We start from the raw sequence: 17190 nt of genomic DNA, 5'->3' as shown, positions 1-17190 counted from the left end.
GCTGGTTGACGATGAAGTGGTCCCGACGACGTGAAGAGACGCCTGACGGCGTCGCCCTGCCCGACGAGCTCGTGAGCGACGACGGCCCCCTGGAGGAGCCGAACGTCCTGATCGTGGCGCTCGACGGATTCCTGTCCGCCGGCAGCGGCCCTCGCATCGCGGCCGAGCACCTCGTGTCCGGACACGGCGAGGTGATGCACTCCTTCGACATCGACGCGATGTTCGACTACCGCGCACGCCGCCCCACGCTGCGCTTCCACAAGGACCACTACCTCGACTACGACGAGCCCCGGCTGGACGTCGTGCGCGAGCACGACCTCACGGGCCGGCCCTACTACGTGCTGGCCGGCCCCGAGCCGGACTTCCTGTGGGAGCGGTTCGCGGCCGAGGTGCGCGAGGTTGTGGACGACCTCGACATCGACCTGACCCTGAGTCTCGGCGCCGTCCCGATGGGTGTGCCCCACACCCGGCCGATGCTCGTCACGGCGCACGGCACGTCGCCCGAGCTCATCGACCGCACCAATCTCTGGTCCGCCGAGCTCGTCGTCCCGTCGTCGGCCCAGTCGATGCTCGAGTACCGCCTCGGCTCGTGGGGGCACGAGGCCGCCGGCTACGTCGCCCACGTGCCCCACTACCTCGCCCAGGTCGACTACCCGGGCGCCGCGGTGGTGCTGCTCGAGGCGGTCACCGACCGCATCGGTCTGCAGATCGACCTCACGCCGCTGCGGGAGCGTCACGCCGGCACGATGGTCGACATCGAGCAGCAGATCGCCGACCAGCACGGTTCGGAGCTCGTCAGCGGTCTCGAGCAGCAGTACGACGCGTTCACGCGGGGCGCGGCCCAGTCGCTGCTCGCCAGCGACGAGGACCTGCCGAGCGCCGAGGAGCTGGCCGGACAGTTCGAGGAGTACCTGGCGCGTCAGCGCAAGGACGGCGACTCCTAGGAGCCGGTGCTGCACCGCCGGAGGTCGGTAGGATCGCGGCGTGCCTGCATCCTTGACCGAACTCCTGGACCTGCTCGAGCTCGAACAGCTGGAGGTGGGTCTGTTCCGCGGCCGTCAGCCGGCGGAGTCGATGCTGAAGCGCGTCTTCGGCGGTCAGGTGGCGGCGCAGGCGGTCGTGGCCGCGCAGAACACCGTGCCCGAGGACCGTCACCTGCACTCGCTGCACATCTACTTCATCCTCGGCGGCGACCCGAGCATCCCGATCGTGTACGACGTCGAGAACGTCCGCGACGGCGGCTCCTTCACGACGCGGCGCGTCGCGGCCCGCCAGCACGGCAAGATCATCTTCTACATGACGGCGTCGTTCCAGGTGACAGAGCCGGGCTTCGACCACCAGGACCCGATGCCCGCCGTCCCGTCGCCCGACGACGCCATCGGTCTGGGCGACATCGTGAAGGCGCGCGGCGAGCACTACTACGAGCAGTGGAAGCGCGAGTGGTCGTCGTTCGACCTGCGCTACGTCACGGACGAGCGGACGGAGGCCGAGCGGGAGTCCACGGGTCGCCTCGTGGCCCAGCGGCTGTGGTTCAAGGCTTCCGGGCAGCTGCCCGACTCGCGTCTGATCCACAACGCCGCCTTCACCTACATCAGCGACCTCAGCCTGCTCGGCGCCTCGCTCGTGCCCCACGGCGTCTACATCGGCTCGCCGCACGTGCAGCCGGCGTCGCTCGACCACGTGATCTGGTTCCACCGGCCCGTCGCCGTCGACGAGTGGCTGCTGTACGACCAGTCGTCGCCCTCGGCCTCCGGGGCCCGTGGGCTCAGCACCGCTCGGGTGTTCCAGGCCGACGGCACCCTCGTCGCGACCGTGGCCCAGGAGGGCCTGATCCGCCGGCTCTAGCGGCGACCGAGCAGGAACCCGAGACCGGGGACCACGGTGGAGACCGTGGCGAGGAGCGAGGTCACGACGTTCGTGACCGGCGCGAGAGGCGCCGCTGGAGTCGTGACCGGCGCGGGGGGCGGCGCCGACGCCGGCGCGACCACGGGCACGGCCGCTGGGACGGGGAGAGCCGCGGTCAGGTCGCTCTCGGGCAGGACGGGGAAGAGCAGCCGCGACCCGCTCGTGCCGCCGACCTGCACCGTGTTGACGCCGGGCAGGGTCGGTAGCGAGAAGGCGGAGGCGCCCACGATGTCGAGCCGGATGCGGTGACCCTCCTTGAAGCGGTTGGCCAGCGGCCACATCTCCACCTGGTAGAGGCGCGGGGCGAGGAAGCCGGCGAGCGGCGTCTTGACGCTGTAGTCGCCGTAGGGCTGCACGACCGTGCCGTTCTCGTCGGTGAGCGACTTCTCCGGCACGACGTCCGGGAACGACGAGAGCAGACGCCCGACGGTCAGGGGGTGCGCCGAGCCGTCGGGGTGGACGTCCGAGACGATCGCCCAGATGGCGGTCTCGGGCGACGTGCTGGAGAGTCGCACCTCGAGCGAGGCCGGCCCCGCCGCGACGACGTCCTCGGTGAGGGCGGGGGACGTGTAGCTCAGCCCGGGCACGCCGATGAGCCTGCTCGGGTCGGTCAGGCCGGGGATGGCCGCGGTCAGCATGTTCAGTCCGGCCGCCCCGAGCAGCGACGTGGTGGGGGAGTCGGTCACGAGCGGGTTGCTCGGCACCGAGACGTAGGACTGGGCGGCGGACTGCTGCGCGGGTCCGAGGGTCAGACCGCCGTCGTTCGGGCTGGCGGGGAAGGCCCCGCTGCGCGTCGCGTCGAGGTTCAGCGCCGCCCACGTGGTGCCGGGGACCGGCCAGTCGGTGGCGTCGCGGGTCAGGTACTGGCCGTCGAGCATGTCCTGGCGGTCGCCGTCGGACAGCGTGAGCTGCACAGCGGGGTCCTCGTCGATGCCGTTGTCGATGTCGCGCAGGTAGTGGTCGAACCAGGCCTGCATGTCGGCCTCGCCGTTGTCGGTCCCGGCGGGGAAGCCGTCATGGCCACCGGCGAGCAGCAGGTGCGACCCGTTGTCGCGCAGCTCCTGGTAGCCCTCGAAGGCGCCCCGTGACTCGACGTCGAAGATCCCGTTGACGGCCAGGATCGGGAGGTCGTTGGCGTCGCCGCGGAACCCGCGCTCGGCCCAGAAGGTGTCGAGCGTGGGATGCAGGAAGCCGGCCTGCAGGCCGCTGTCGAGCAGGCCGACCACGGAGTCGATCGAGGCGACCGGATCGGTCGCCAGCCGGTTCGGTCCCTGGGCGAGGGCCAGTGCGCCGATGCCGAGGATCACGGCCGCGCCGGGCACGATGTTGCTGACGCCGCCGGGCACCAGGAGGTCGCGGTACAGCTCGAAGGTCCCGGAGCGCAGGGTCGCGGTGTCGACGCAGGGCAGCTCCTGGTGCATCGAGTTGTAGACGATGATCGCGCTCGCGGAGAAGCCGTGGATCCCGAGGCGCCCGTTGCTCCAGGGCTGCTCGCAGGCCCACTGCAGGGTCTCCGCCACGTCCTGCTGGCTGCGCGGGCCGAGGGCGTCGAACCCGCCCGTGCTCGAGCCCGTGCCGCGCAGCTGCACGAGCAGGTGGTTGTAGTTCTCGTCGGGGGTGAACGTCGCGCTGCCCGGTCCGTACGGCGTGAACTCGATGACGGTGGGCCGCGCCGTGAGGGGGCCGGGGCCCGTCAGGGTCGTCTGCAGCTGCACGCCGTCGGACGTCGTGAAGCGGATCTCCTGGGTCTCGGTGGCGGCCGAGGCGGAGGTCGCTGTCGTCACGACGAGCAGTGGGAGCAGCAGGACGGCGGTGGCGGCGATGCGGAGCTGTCGCAAGGAGTTCACGCAAGGTCTAACGCGGGCCTGTGACCTGGGTCACGGCTCGTGAGCGCTTTTCTTGTACGAATGTACCGGTTAGTCGCGGGGGTCCGACTCCCACGCGTCCCGCCGCCGCAGCTGCCAGCGCGCCGCGGCAGACATCGCCAGTCCGGAGGCCACGATCAGCAGCACCCAGGTGAGCGGCACGGCCGGGTCGTCGGCCAGGCTCGTCGAGGCGGACTTGGGGGCGTAGCCCGGCACGAAGGACTCGCTCGTCTCGCCCTCCGGAGCGTCGAGGACCTCGCCACCGTCGTAGCCCGCGCGCGGGTCGCCGGCCGCGGCCGAGGCGTCGGCCGCCTCGAGAGCCGAGCGCACGTCCTCGAGCACCGCGGCCTCCGCCGTGGCGTTCTCGCTGCCGGTCGAGCCGAGGGTGGGCAGCGTCAAGCGTGACGGGTGCTCGACGTCGTTGTGGATCGTGATGACCCCGAGCTGCCCGGCCAGGTTCGTGAGCGGCGAGAGCAGGTGCGGGGTGTCGAACGACTGCACCGAGATGCGCAGCCGGTCGCCCTCGTTGACGACGGCACCGGTGGGGAACACCTCGACGTCGACGGGGACGATCTCACCCGGTGCCAGCACGCGCCGGGACTCCTGCGTGAACGGGTGCCACGGCTGGATGATCTCGCCGTCGAGCACCACGGAGCGCGACTCGTCCAGCTCGGCGAGCGAGATGACCTGCCAGCCGCCGGTGAGTCGGTCGACCACGCCGTCCGGCGTGACGCGCGAGACGCTCACCGACAGCATGCCGTCGCCCGTCGTGCTGGAGGTGTACAGCCGAGCGTTGATCGGGCCGAGGACCTCCAGGTCGCTCGTGAGCGGGGCCGTCTCGAAGACGACGCCGGTCGAGTCGTTGACCGCGGCGTTCTGGTTGCAGGTCTCCCACGCGCCGATGAGGTTGAGGATGCCGGCGGTCCACTGCGACGTGCTGCGGGAGCACAGGCCGGCGACCGGGATCGGCAGGATCTGCGAGGAGCCGGGGACGACCTCGCCCTGCGTGAGCTGTCCGTTCGCCCCGCCGAGGGTCGTGGACGTGCCCGAGAGCTTGAACGACGCCGCGGTCTGGTCGCTCAGGTAGGTGTCGCGGTACTTCCACTCGCCCGAGCCGAGCTCGTGGTAGGTGAAGCTCGGGACGTCGCTGTCGAGCGCAGGGTCGGGGAGGCCCTTGACGTAGTGGTCGAACCAGCGCAGCTGGAGCTCGGCCAGCGTGCCGAGGCCCGCCTCGGCCACCTCCGAGCCGCTGGAGCCCTGCAGGTGGTCCCAGGGACCGAGGATCATCTTGACCGGCACGCCGCGCTCCCGCAGGGCCTGGTAGATCAGCGGGGTGCCGCGCTGGAAGAGGTCGTACTCGCCGCCGATCAGGAAGGTCGGCACCTCGATGTTCGGCACGGAGCGCGTCAGGGTGCTGCGCTCCTCGTAGAACGCGCCGTCGTACGCCTGAGGGCCGCCCAGCGCGGCCTCGGCGAGCAGCTGGATCGACGACGACCCGTTGCCCACGAGGTGGGTCACGAGGTTCTCGACGGCCTGGGGCGAGGTGGAGGGGACGAGACCGGTCAGGTTGACCAGGCCGAGCCAGAGCGGCATGAACCCGGTGTCGAGCTGGCCGCCCGAGGCGACGACGTCGCGGTACACCTCGCCGCCGGGGACCTGCGGGAAGATCGCCTTCAGCCCCTCGGGCTGCTGCCCTGCGGCGAAGAGCTGGCTGATCCCCATGTAGGACGGGCCCGACATCGCGACCGCGCCGTTGCTCCACTCCTGCTGCGCGGCCCACTCGACGATCTCCTTGGCGTCGAGCTGCTCCCGCTCGCCGAAGACCTGCCAGGTGCCGCCGGAGCTGCCGGTGCCGCGTGCGTCGACGGTGAGCTGCACGTACCCACGCTTGACCAGGAACTCCGGGTCGGCCCCGCCGAGCGTCGCGCCCGTGGGACTGCCGATGACGGTCTTGCTGTACGCCGTGATCGTCACGACGACGGGCAGCGGAGTCTGCACCGGCTGGCCGGCCGCGTCGACCGGACGCTTCAGGTCGGCCAGGAGCACGGTGCCGTCCGAGGTGGGGATCTCCAGGTTCGTCTCGACCGCGGTGGACGCGTACTCCTCCGCCCGCGGCTGCCAGCCCGAGTCGGACGGGGGAGCCGCGCTCGCCGTGGTGGGCACGACGAGCGCGGCTGCCGTCAGGGCAGCGGCCGTCAAGAGACGCATCTGGACCTCCGGTGTCCTCGGCTGTGTCGTCGTGACCAACGACACAGTGGACGCGGAGTTACAGCAGGGTCGCGGGGTTGCAGCAGGGCCTCAGCCGAGCGGGGTGACCCGTCCGACCATGTGCGGCACGGCCTTGCGGGCGCCGACGACGCCGAGCTCGATCGTGTCGCCGACCGACCGCGAGCCGAAGACGACCGTGGCCGGCAGCAGCACCGGCTTCTTGAACTCCACGTCGACGCGGTAGGCGTCGGGCAGGCGGTTTGCGAGCGCCGCGAGCGCGTGTGCCTTGGTCCACATGCCGTGCGCGATGTTCGTCGGGAACCCGAAGGCCTTGGCCGTCAGCGGGTACAGGTGGATCGGGTTGCGGTCGCCCGAGACGGCCCCGTAGCGCCGACCGAGGTTGCCCGCGAGCTTCCAGTGCACGACACCTGAGGGGGCCGAGACGCCCTCGAGCGGGGCCGTGGAGGTCTCCGGCGCACCGCCGCGTCCGCGCGCGAACAAGGTGGTGACCTCGCTCCAGACCGTCTCGCCGTCCACGGTGACGTCGGTCAGCAGGTCGATCAGGCGGCCCTTGGGGTGGGGCCGGAGGTCGGTCGCGCGGACCGAGACGTCGAACGTCTCGTCGACGCCGATGGGGCGGTGCTGCGTGATCGCGTTGCGCAGGTGCACCAGGCCCATCGGCGCGAACGGGAACGCCGTGTCGGTCATGAGCGACATGTGCAGCGCGAACGCCGCCATGTGCGGGTACGTGACCGGCAGCGTGTCGCCGCGACCGAACCCGCACACCTCGCGGTACCGCTCGAGGTGGTCGGGGTCCGTCGCGACGCCGCTGCGCACGAGGGTGAGGTCCGGTGCGCCGCCCGAGGCGTGCTTGACCCCCGGGAGACCGCCGACCACGGGGATGGCCGGCAGCGCCGCCTTGAGCATCAGCGGCGCCGTCGAGGGCGCCTTCGTGAAGGTGCGGGTGACCATGGTCAGGAGGCCCCGAGGAGCATCTGGCCGTTGACGCCGACGACGTTGCCGCTGACCGACGCCGAGCCGGGGCTCGAGAGCCACGCGATGGCCTCGGCGACGTCGACGGGCAGACCGCCCTGCGACATCGAGTTCATGCGACGACCGGCCTCACGGATGCCGAGCGGGATGGTCTTGACCATCTCGGTCTCCATGAAGCCCGGGGCGATGACGTTGGCCGTGATGCCCTGGTCGGCGACGCGCTTGGCGAGCGACTGGATCCAGCCGATGACGCCGGCCTTGGCCGAGGCGTAGTTCGTCTGGCCGTTGTTGCCCGCGATGCCGGCGATCGAGGCGATGCCGATCACGGTGCCGCCGCGGTTCACGAGGCCCTCCTCGATGAGGTGGTCGGTGATGCGCTGCGGAGCGCCGACCGAGATCTCGACGACGAGCTGCCAGTTCTCGGGCTTCATGTTGCGCAGGCGCTTGTCGCGCGTGATGCCGGCGTTGTGCACGATGACGTCGACGCCACCGTGGTTCGCCTTGATGTACTCGGCAATGAGCGCAGGGGCGTCGGGCGAGGTGATGTCGCCCACGATGTAGCCACCGCCCAGCTCCTCGGCGAGGGCCTTGAGGTCGTCGGCTAGCGGCGGGACGTCGAGGCCGATCACGGTGGCGCCGTCACGAGCGAGGGTGCGCATGTCGGCCTCGCCGAGACCGCGCGAGGCGCCCGTGACGAGCGCGACCTTGCCGGCGAGCGGCTTCGTGACGTCCTTGACAGGACCGGCCTTGGTGATGCCGGTGGTGCCCAGTCGCACGACCTGGCCCGAGACGTAGGCCGACTTGGGGGAGAGCAGGAACCCGAGCGTCGAGCCCAGCGTCTTCTCGGCTCCGGCGGCGACGTAGACCAGGTTGGCGGTGGAGCCGCCCCCGACCTCCTTGCCGAGCGAGCGGGTGAAGCCCTCGAGCGCGCGCTGGGCGATCGCGGCGCTCTCGGTGGCGGCCTCCTCGGGCAGCGCACCGATGACGACGACGCGGCCGCTGCTGGCGAGCTGCCGCAGGACGGGGGTGAAGAACTCCTGCAGGGCGACCAGGCCGGCGGCGGAGTCGATGCCGGACGCGTCGAACACCAGGCCCTTGTACTTCTTGCCGTCGGCGCGGACGCCCGTGGCGTCGATGCCGTAGGCCTTGAGTGCGGCGGTGACCTCCTTGGCGACCGGGCCGGGCTTCGCGCCCGCGCTGCCGGTGAGGACGCTGCCCTTCACGAGCGCGCCGCCGGCGTACCGGTCGAGGTACGGCGGGTTCGGCAGGCCCAGGTTCTTGACGAGGAACTTGCCGACGGGGTTGTGCGCGAGATCCTGGTAGCGATCACTCACGAGGTGTGTCCTATCTCTCGAATACCGGTGGTATCTGAATGCGACACCTGACTGTAACCTCGTGTGACAACACCGGTCCACTCTGCTCCGACGAGGCACACGTCACGTTCTGGGACCATCATCGACCACACCCGAGGAGTCCCGCCAATGGCCGACACCACGCCCGCCAAGAAGACCCCCGCGAAGAAGGCACCTGCGAAGAAGGCGCCCGCCAAGAAGGCACCGGCGAAGGCCGCCGCCTCCGCGAGCGAGAAGGCCCCCGTGACGGAGACCGCCGTCGCCGCCTCCCCGGCCGCTGACGACGCCCAGCGCGTGCGTCGTGTCGCCGTCATCGGCGGCAACCGCATCCCCTTCGCGCGCAGCAACACCGTCTACACGAACGTCTCGAACCAGGACATGCTGACGGCCGCGCTCGACGGGCTCGTCGAGCGCTTCGGCCTCGAGGGCGAGCGCATCGGCGAGGTCGTCGCCGGCGCCGTGCTCAAGCACGCCCGCGACTTCAACCTGACCCGCGAGACCGTGCTCGGCTCCAAGCTGTCGCCCGAGACGCCGGCCACCGACCTGCAGCAGGCCTGCGGCACCGGCCTCCAGGCCGCGTTCGTGGTGGCCGACAAGATCGCGCTCGGCAAGATCGAGACCGGTATCGCCGGTGGCACCGACACCACGTCGGACGCCCCGCTCGCCGTCAACGACAAGCTGCGCAAGATCCTGATCGAGGCCAACCAGCTCTCGGCCAAGGGTGACAAGAAGGGGCTCGTGAAGCTCCTGACGAAGATCCGTCCGTCGTACCTGGCGCCCGACCAGCCGCGCAACGCCGAGCCCCGCACGGGCCTGTCGATGGGTGACCACCAGGCCATCACGACGCACGCGTGGAAGATCACGCGCGAGGCGCAGGACGAGCTCGCCGCGGCGTCGCACCAGAACCTCGCGGCGTCGTGGGACGCCGGCTGGCAGGACGACCTGGTGACCCCGTTCAACGGCGTGACGAAGGACAACCACCTGCGTCCCGACTCCACGGTCGAGAAGCTCGCCAAGCTCAGGCCGGTCTTCGGCAAGCAGCTCGGCGACGAGGCCACGATGACGGCCGGCAACTCCACGCCGCTGTCCGACGGCGCCTCGGTCGCGCTGTTCGCCTCCGAGGACGAGGCGAAGAAGCGCGGCTGGGAGGTCCAGGCCTACTTCGTCGACTACGAGACCGCGGCGGTCGACTACGTCAGCGGCTCGGAGGGCCTGCTGATGGCTCCGGCGTACGCCGTCCCGCGCCTGCTCGCGCGTCAGGGACTGACGCTGCAGGACTTCGACTACTACGAGATCCACGAGGCCTTCGCGGGCCAGGTGCTCTCGACGCTCGCGGCGTGGGAGTCGGCGGAGTTCTGCCACGACCGCCTCGGCCTCGACGTGCCGCTCGGCTCGATCGACCGCACGAAGCTCAACGTGAAGGGCTCGTCGCTCGCCGCGGCGCACCCCTTCGCCGCGACCGGCGGGCGCATCGTCGCCAACCTGGCCAAGCTGCTGCACGAGGCCGGCCCGGGCAAGCGCGGTCTGATCTCGATCTGCGCCGCGGGCGGCCAGGGCGTCGTCGCGATCCTGGAGAGCTGAGGCTCGATTCTGCTCAGAGGCCCCCGGACCCGTCGCGAGACGGCCCGGGGGCCTCTGCCGTCCGCGGCCGCTCGTCCCTCACCGCCCGGGGTCGGCGTCAGGAGGCGGGGCGCGGGGTGGAGCCGGTGGCCATCGCCAGGGCGCCGTGCACCATGAGGGTGCGCAGGGTGTCGGACGCGACGTCGTCGACGACGGGCATGCCCGTGTTGTGCTCGCGGATCGACCACTGCAGGTGCGCCAGGTTGAGGGCGCCGAGGCCCTGGGCGTAGAGCACGTTCGCGACGAGCGACGGGTCGGTGACGCGGAAGTCGCCCGCGTCGGTGCCCTCGGTCAAGGTCCTGACGAGGTGGCCGAGGCACGCGCTGATGGCGGTGCCCAGCTCGATCAGCACCGCGTCGCCGACCTCCAGCTGCAGCTCGGTGCCGCGGCGGCGCAGCAGCGTCTGGGCGCAGTCGACGAAGGCCGGGTGCTCGACGCCGTAGTCGAAGAAGGCGGCCACGATCGAAGCCAGGCGGCGCCGCGGCGGGTCGGACGGGTCGACCCCGGCGGCGAAGGCGGCCTCGAGCTCGTGCAGGTACTCCACGAGGGTGACCGCGAACAGCTCTTCCTTGCTCGTGAAGTGCCGGTAGATGATGGCGCGGTTGATGCCGACGGCGCGGGCGATGTCCTCGATCTGGGCGTCACGGACCCCGCGCTCGTCGAACAGCGCCCGCGTCGCGGCGATGATCTCGCGCCGCCGCGCCGCTCGCCTCTCGTCCACACCCATGCGGATCACCCTAACGAGGTGCGTCGGCGGGCCGTCCGGCGCACGCCTCCCGTTGCAGGCGGCAGGTCCTGTCGGTGGACGGTCGTAGGCTCTCACCATGAGGCCTGTTTCCGAGCTCAGCCGCCAGGTGGCGCCGTTCCACGTCGTCTCCGACTACGAGCCCGCCGGCGACCAGCCGGCCGCCATCGCCCAGCTCGAGAAGCGCATCGAGGCGGGCGAGCGGCACAACGTGCTGCTCGGCGCCACGGGCACCGGCAAGACCGCCACCGTCGCCTGGCTCACCGAGAAGCTCCAGCGGCCGGTGCTCGTCATGCTGCCCAACAAGACGCTGGCGGCCCAGTTCGCCAACGAGCTGCGCGAGTACTTCCCCGACAACGCCGTCGAGTACTTCGTCTCGTACTACGACTACTACCAGCCCGAGGCGTACGTCCCGCAGACCGACACCTACATCGAGAAGGACTCCTCGATCAACGAGGAGGTCGAGCGGCTGCGGCACTCCGCGACGTGGTCGCTGCTGACCCGGCGCGACGTCATCGTGGTCGCCACGGTCTCGTGCATCTACGGCCTCGGCTCGGCGCAGGAGTACCTCGACCGCATGATCGGCTTCAAGGTCGGCGAGGAGAAGCCGCGCGACGAGCTGCTCCGCACGCTCGTGCAGGCGCAGTACGTCCGCAACGACGTCACCTCCACCCGCGGCACGTTCCGGGTCAAGGGCGACACGATCGACATCTTCCCCGTCTACCAGGAGCTCGCGGTGCGGGTGGAGTTCTTCGGCGACGAGATCGAGCGGCTCATGACCCTGCACCCCCTCACGGGCGAGGTGCTCAGCGAGGACCAGGAGCTCTACGTCGGCGCCGCCACGCACTACGCCGTCGGCTCCGAGACGATGCAGCGCGCCATGGGCTCCATCCAGACCGAGCTCGACGAGCGGCTCGCCGAGCTCGACGCCGAGGGCAAGCTGCTCGAGGCCCAGCGCCTGCGCATGCGCACGACCTACGACCTCGAGATGATGCAGCAGGTCGGCACCTGCAGCGGCATCGAGAACTACTCGCGCCACATGGACGGCCGGGTCGCAGGCAGCCCCGGCAACTGCCTGCTCGACTACTTCCCGGAGGACTTCGTCCTCGTGCTCGACGAGTCGCACGTGACCGTCCCGCAGATCGGCGCGATGTACGAGGGCGACATGTCGCGCAAGCGCACGCTCGTCGAGCATGGCTTCCGCCTGCCCAGCGCGATGGACAACCGCCCGCTCACGTGGGACGAGTTCCTGCAGCGCACGGGTCAGACCGTGTACCTCTCGGCCACGCCCGGCACCTACGAGATGCAGCAGGCCGAGGGCGAGTTCGTCGAGCAGATCATCCGTCCGACCGGCCTGATCGACCCGGAGGTCGTCATCAAGCCCACGAAGGGCCAGATCGACGACCTCATCACGCAGATCCGGGGTCGCGTCGAGCGCAACGAGCGCGTCCTCGTCACCACGCTGACCAAGAAGATGTCCGAGGACCTCACCGACTACCTGGTCGAGGCCGGCATCCGGACGCGCTACCTGCACAGCGAGGTCGACACCCTGCGACGCGTCGAGCTGCTCCGCGAGCTGCGGCTGGGCGAGTACGACGTCCTGGTCGGCATCAACCTGCTGCGCGAGGGTCTCGACCTGCCCGAGGTCAGCCTCGTCGCGATCCTCGACGCCGACAAGGAGGGCTTCCTGCGTTCCGGCCGGTCCCTCATCCAGACCATCGGCCGTGCGGCGCGCAACGTCTCCGGCCAGGTCATCATGTACGCCGACCGCATCACCGACTCGATGGCGCTCGCGATCGACGAGACCAACCGCCGTCGTGAGAAGCAGGTCGCCTACAACCTCGAGCACGGCGTCGACCCGCAGCCGCTGCGCAAGAAGATCGGTGACATCACCGACATGCTGGCCCGCGAGGACGCCGACACCGACCGCCTCCTGGCGGCCACGGGCGACCGCCGACGCAAGGGCGCGCCGGTGCCGCTGGGGGAGCACACCGCGTCCCTGGCCGACCTCCCCTCGGCCGACCTCGCCGCGCTCATCGAGTCGCTCAGCGATCAGATGCATGCCGCCGCAGCCGACCTCCAGTTCGAGGTGGCGGCGCGCCTGCGCGACGAGATCGGCGACCTCAAGAAGGAGCTGCGCGGCATGCTCGCCGCCGACGCCTGAGCGTCGTCCGCCTACGACGAGGCGGTGCGCGCGAGCTCGGGCAGGGCGCGTCGCCAGGCGTCCACCCGATGAGCCGACTGCTCCGGATCGACGAGGATGCTCGTCATGGCACTGCCGGTCAGCAGGTCCATCGTGAGCTGCAGGAGCGTCGCGACCCGGGGGTCGTCGTCCGCGCCGAGCAGCTCGACGACCCGGTCGCGGAGGCCCGCGAGCAGGCGCCGCTGCACCGGCAGCAGGTCGGCGCGAAGCCGCTCGTCGGTGCGCGCCGCGACCCACAGCTCCAGCGCGGCGGCCGACGTCTCGGACCGGAAGTCGCGCCAGACCAGCTCGACCACGACGTCCCACGGGTCGTCGCCCGGTTCCACCTCGGAGGTCAGGAGCTGCAACCGGAGGTCGACGAGGTGCTCGGCGGCCGCCGCCATCAAGGTCGCCCGGGTGGGGAAGTGGTGCAGGAGCGTGCCTCGGGCCACGCCGGCCCGTGCCTGCACGGCACCGAGCGAGGTGGAGCCGTAGCCGCGTTCGCCGAGGCAGGTGAGAGCGGCGTCGATGATGCGGTCCCGTGTGCGTGCAGTGCGCTCGTCCTGGGTGCGCCGGGCTGGGCGAGTCATGCGCGCCAGGCTACGGACGGGTTCGCCCTAGCACGGATGCGACGGGACGGCCGGTCGTCTTGCGCGCTGACACGCCCGTCCGCACCCTCGGATCCGGGGCACGGTGGGGGGACCACCCATCTGCCACCTGGAGGAATCATGACCACCACCGACGAGTTCGTCGAGGCCAACAAGAGCTACCAGCAGGGCTTCGAGGGTCCGCTGCCTCTCCCGCCCGCGCGCAAGGTCGCGGTCGTCGCGTGCATGGACGCGCGCCTCGATCCCGCCAAGATCCTCGGGATCGCCGAGGGCGACGCGCACGTCATCCGCAACGCTGGCGGCGTCGTGACCGAGGACGCCCTCCGGTCGCTCGCCATCAGCCAGCGGCTGCTCGGCACCGAGGAGATCGTCCTGGTCCACCACACCGACTGCGGCATGGTGACCTTCAGCGACGACGAGTTCCGCCAGGGCATCGAGGCCGAGACCGGCATCCGCCCGAGCTGGTCGGCCGAGGCGTTCCCCGACGCCGCAGCCGACGTCGTGCAGGGCATCAACCGCATCAAGGCCAGCCCGTTCGTGCCGAAGAAGGACCACGTCCGCGGGTTCGTCTTCGACGTCGCGACGGGAGCCATCGACGAGGTCACCACTGCCTGAGCAGAGCGTCTGCGGCCCGGCGGGCGTGTCTCGATTCGCCCCGTTCCGCCGGGCCTGTCAGAATACTCCGCGGAGGGGAGTACTCCCCAGCCACCTGTTCGTCATCACGATCGCGCCCCGCGATCCGGCAGGTGGGTCGCCTCGCTGAGGCGGCGGAAGAGACCTCCGGTCAGCACAACCGGAGGACCACACCTTGAACGTCTCTACGCTCGAGTGGAGCATCACGATCGGCGTCACGATCGCGGTGCTGCTGTTCGACATCATCGTCGTCGCGCGGAAGCCGCACGAGCCCTCCATCAAGGAGTGCTCCATCTACCTGAGCATCTACGTGTCGATGGCCGTCGCCTTCGGCCTGTGGGTCATCTACTTCCACGACGGTCCCGGCAAGGACGAGGACTACGGTCTGCAGTTCTTCGCCGGCTGGTTGACCGAGTACAGCCTGTCGGTCGACAACCTGTTCATCTTCCTCATCATCATGGCGAGCTTCAAGGTGCCGAGGAAGTACCAGCAGGAGGCCCTGCTGGTCGGCATCATCATCGCCATCGTGTTCCGCGGCATCTTCATCGCGCTCGGCGCCGTGGCGATCAACAACTTCTCGTGGGTCTTCTACATCTTCGGCGCGTTCCTGCTGTACACCGCGATCAAGCTGGTGGCCGACACCGACCACGACGACGACGCGGACAACGCGGTCGTCAAGTTTGCCCGCAAGCGCTTCCAGCTCTCCGAGCAGTGGGACGGCCTGAAGCTGATCGTCAAGGAGAACGGCAAGCGCGCCATCACGCCGATGTTCCTGGTGATCATCGCGCTCGGCACGACCGACCTGCTGTTCGCGCTCGACTCCATCCCGGCGATCTACGGCCTGACCAAGGAGCCGTACCTGGTCTTCACGGCCAACGTGTTCGCCCTGATGGGTCTGCGCCAGCTGTACTTCCTGCTGGGTGACCTGCTGAAGCGCCTGATCTACCTGTCGCAGGGCCTGGCGTTCCTGCTGGCGTTCATCGGCGTCAAGCTCGTGCTGCACGCGCTGCACGAGAACGAGCTGCCGTTCATCAACGGTGGCGAGCACGTGCCCGTCTGGGAGATCCCGACGCTGCTCAGCCTCGGCGTCATCGTCGGCACGCTGAGCATCACGGCGATCGTCAGCCTCGTGGTCTCGGGTCGCCGGGTCCGCGCGGGCCTCAACCCCGACGGCACCGAGCGCACCCCGGAGCAGGAGGCCCAGGAGGCCGCCGCTGCGAAGGAGCGCGAGGACAACCGCAAGCAGGGCTGAGCGCACCTGCACCACGACGAGGGCCCCGACACCGGATGGTGTCGGGGCCCTCGTGCGTGGCGCGTGTAGCCGAGGTCAGGCGGGTCCCACGGAGGAGATCTCGAACCGGCGGACGTCGGCGTCGAGCACCTGTGCCGTCTGCCCGTCGTCCGGGCCGGAGCCGCGGAACGCCAGGAGCGATGCCTCGTCCTCCCACTGCTCGTGGATGCGGATCAGGCCCGGGTCGACGGAGTCGGCCGTGATGGCGAACTCCAGCTGGCCGGGCGCCGCGTGGGCCGACTCCACGACCGCCCTGCAGCTCGCGACGTACTCGTCGCGAGCCGCAGGGTCGACCCGGAGCCATCCGGCCACGATCAGCACGTCACTCGTCCAGCTTGCTGACGTCCTCGAACTTCGAGCCGTCCTGGCCCGTGGCCTTGTTGATGGCCCAGGTGACGAACCACAGCACGACACCGATGACCATGAGGCCGCCGGCGATCTCGTACACGATCGCGTCGCGGTCGACCCACGGTCCCGCCAGGTACAGGCACAGGACCGCTCCCACGGCCGGCATGGGGCCGGGGGAGGTGAAGAACGTCTTGACGTGCTCGTGCCGCTTGCCGCGCAGCACGAGGCAGGAGACGTTGACGATCGCGAACACGCACAGCAGCAGGAACGAGGTCACGGTGGCCAGGTTCAGCACGATGTCGCTGTCGGCGTCCTGACGGACGTACAGGATCAGGCCGAGCGCCAGCAGCGTGGTGAACCCGATCGCGGTCCACGGCGTACGCCGACCGGGCAGGACGGCGCCGAGCTGGCGCGGCAGGACGTTCTGCTTCGCCATGCCGTAGATCAGCCGGCTCGCCATGAGCATGTTGATCAGGGCCGTGTTCGCGACAGCGAAGACCGCGAGGAACGGGAAGATCTTGTCCATCGGGAAGTCCGGTGCGCCCTGCGAGACGACCGCCAGGAGCGCCCGGTCGCCGTCGGCGTTGATCTGGTTGATCTGGTCGGACGTCAGCACGCTCACGACCGCGACGGCCACGAGCATGTAGAGGATCACCGCGATGCCCAGACCCGTGAGCATCGTGCGCGGGAAGATCTTCTGCGGGTCCTTGGTCTCCTCGACCATGTTGACCGCGTCCTCGAAGCCCACCATCGCGAAGAACGCGATCGACGTGGCGATCGTGACCGCGAGGAACAGGTTCTTGCCCTCGGGGTTCTCGAAGACCGTGATGCGGCTCAGGTCGCCGTCACCGCTCGCGATGACGAAGAACCCGACACCGATGACGATCGTCAGCGCCACGACCTCGACGATCGTGAGCACGACGTTGAACTTCACGCTCTCGCCGACGCCCCGGAGGTTGATGGCCGCGAGCAGCACCATGAACAGCATCGCGACGATCGTGATGGTGCTGTCGCTGAAGCCGTCCTCGGAGATCCAGCCGTTGAGCCGGAGACCGTCGCTCAGGAAGCCCGACAGGGTCGCCGAGGCCGTCGAGGCGCTCGTGATGCCCGAGCAGACCACGGCGAACGCGACGATGAAGGTGATGAAGTGGACCCCGAAGGCCTTGTGCGCGTAGAGCGCCGCGCCGGCCGCCTGCGGGTACTTGGTGACGAGCTCCAGGTAGGAGAGCGCGGTGATCGTGGCCACCACGAACGCCAGCAGGAACGGCAGCCAGACGACGCCGCCGACCACACCTGCCATCTGTCCCGTGACGGCGTAGACGCCGGCGCCCAAGATGTCGCCGACGATGAACAGCAGCAGGAGCTTGGGCCCCAGCACTCTCTTCAGCTCGGTCGGCTGTTCCTCTGTGTCCGCAGCGTGCGCCATGCTTCAACCCCGTC

Annotated in this window: 14 protein-coding genes; 6 read left to right on the top strand and 8 right to left on the bottom strand. The window is 70.0% G+C overall.

Going from position 1 to position 17190, the window contains the following annotated elements; translation table 11 throughout:
* Positions 1–11: 11 nt before the first annotated feature.
* Complete coding sequence (locus LO931_RS13135) at positions 12–944, top strand: PAC2 family protein (RefSeq protein ID WP_229054170.1); 933 nt, start codon at positions 12–14, stop codon at positions 942–944.
* A 40-nt stretch (positions 945–984) separates the two neighbouring features.
* Positions 985–1845, top strand: coding sequence for an acyl-CoA thioesterase II (locus tag LO931_RS13130; RefSeq protein WP_229054169.1), 861 nt, complete (start codon positions 985–987; stop codon positions 1843–1845).
* On the opposite strand, the gene LO931_RS13125 is transcribed toward LO931_RS13130, so the two are convergent.
* From LO931_RS13125 to LO931_RS13110, 4 genes are all read right to left on the bottom strand, one after another.
* Positions 1842–3752, bottom strand: a complete 1911-nt coding sequence (locus LO931_RS13125) for a CocE/NonD family hydrolase (RefSeq protein WP_229054168.1) — start codon at positions 3750–3752, stop codon at positions 1842–1844. The two genes, LO931_RS13130 and LO931_RS13125, sit on opposite strands and share 4 nt — an antisense overlap.
* Positions 3753–3821: 69 nt before the next feature.
* Positions 3822–5978 (bottom strand): CocE/NonD family hydrolase, encoded by a 2157-nt coding sequence (locus LO931_RS13120; protein WP_229054167.1) that lies wholly within the window; start codon positions 5976–5978, stop codon positions 3822–3824.
* Positions 5979–6068: 90 nt separating this feature from the next.
* Positions 6069–6950 carry a MaoC family dehydratase gene (locus tag LO931_RS13115; RefSeq protein WP_229054166.1) on the bottom strand — a complete coding sequence of 294 codons (882 nt, stop codon included), beginning with the start codon at positions 6948–6950 and terminating at the stop codon, positions 6069–6071.
* Between the two features lie 2 nt (positions 6951–6952).
* Entirely contained in the window at positions 6953–8305 is a 1353-nt protein-coding gene (locus tag LO931_RS13110) for a 3-oxoacyl-ACP reductase (protein WP_229054165.1), read from the bottom strand.
* Between the two features lie 147 nt (positions 8306–8452).
* On the opposite strand from LO931_RS13110, the gene LO931_RS13105 reads away from it, so the two are divergent.
* Complete coding sequence (locus LO931_RS13105) at positions 8453–9904, top strand: acetyl-CoA C-acetyltransferase (protein WP_229054164.1); 1452 nt, start codon at positions 8453–8455, stop codon at positions 9902–9904.
* 97 nt (positions 9905–10001) lie between these two features.
* On the opposite strand, the gene LO931_RS13100 is transcribed toward LO931_RS13105, so the two are convergent.
* Entirely contained in the window at positions 10002–10670 is a 669-nt protein-coding gene (locus LO931_RS13100) for a TetR/AcrR family transcriptional regulator (protein WP_229054163.1), read from the bottom strand.
* Between the two features lie 97 nt (positions 10671–10767).
* On the opposite strand from LO931_RS13100, the gene uvrB reads away from it, so the two are divergent.
* The gene (gene uvrB, locus LO931_RS13095; RefSeq protein ID WP_229054162.1) at positions 10768–12852 is read left to right on the top strand and encodes an excinuclease ABC subunit UvrB; all 2085 of its coding nucleotides are present in this window, start codon (positions 10768–10770) and stop codon (positions 12850–12852) included.
* An 11-nt stretch (positions 12853–12863) separates the two neighbouring features.
* Here the strand turns inward: uvrB and LO931_RS13090 are convergent, their stop codons facing one another.
* The gene (locus LO931_RS13090) at positions 12864–13460 is read right to left on the bottom strand and encodes a TetR/AcrR family transcriptional regulator (protein WP_229054161.1); all 597 of its coding nucleotides are present in this window, start codon (positions 13458–13460) and stop codon (positions 12864–12866) included.
* Positions 13461–13598: 138 nt separating this feature from the next.
* Between LO931_RS13090 and LO931_RS13085 the strand changes: the two genes are divergently transcribed.
* Positions 13599–14093, top strand: coding sequence for a carbonic anhydrase (locus LO931_RS13085; RefSeq protein WP_229054160.1), 495 nt, complete (start codon positions 13599–13601; stop codon positions 14091–14093).
* Positions 14094–14286: 193 nt separating this feature from the next.
* Positions 14287–15363: a TerC family protein gene (locus tag LO931_RS13080; RefSeq protein ID WP_229054159.1), complete on the top strand. Its 1077-nt coding sequence runs from the start codon at positions 14287–14289 to the stop codon at positions 15361–15363.
* Between the two features lie 75 nt (positions 15364–15438).
* Here the strand turns inward: LO931_RS13080 and LO931_RS13075 are convergent, their stop codons facing one another.
* Together LO931_RS13075 and LO931_RS13070 are read right to left on the bottom strand one after the other, a co-directional pair.
* On the bottom strand, positions 15439–15714 hold the full coding sequence (locus tag LO931_RS13075; RefSeq protein ID WP_229054158.1) for a putative quinol monooxygenase: 276 nt from the start codon (positions 15712–15714) through the stop codon (positions 15439–15441).
* Positions 15715–15724: 10 nt separating this feature from the next.
* Positions 15725–17128, bottom strand: coding sequence for an APC family permease (locus tag LO931_RS13070; protein ID WP_229054157.1), 1404 nt, complete (start codon positions 17126–17128; stop codon positions 15725–15727).
* Between the last annotated feature and the right edge of the window lie 62 nt (positions 17129–17190).

The sequence above is a fragment of the Aeromicrobium sp. Leaf350 genome (genome assembly GCF_916858655.1).
GTDB lineage: Bacteria > Actinomycetota > Actinomycetes > Propionibacteriales > Nocardioidaceae > Aeromicrobium.
This window is presented reverse-complemented; position numbering and strand designations above follow the sequence as displayed.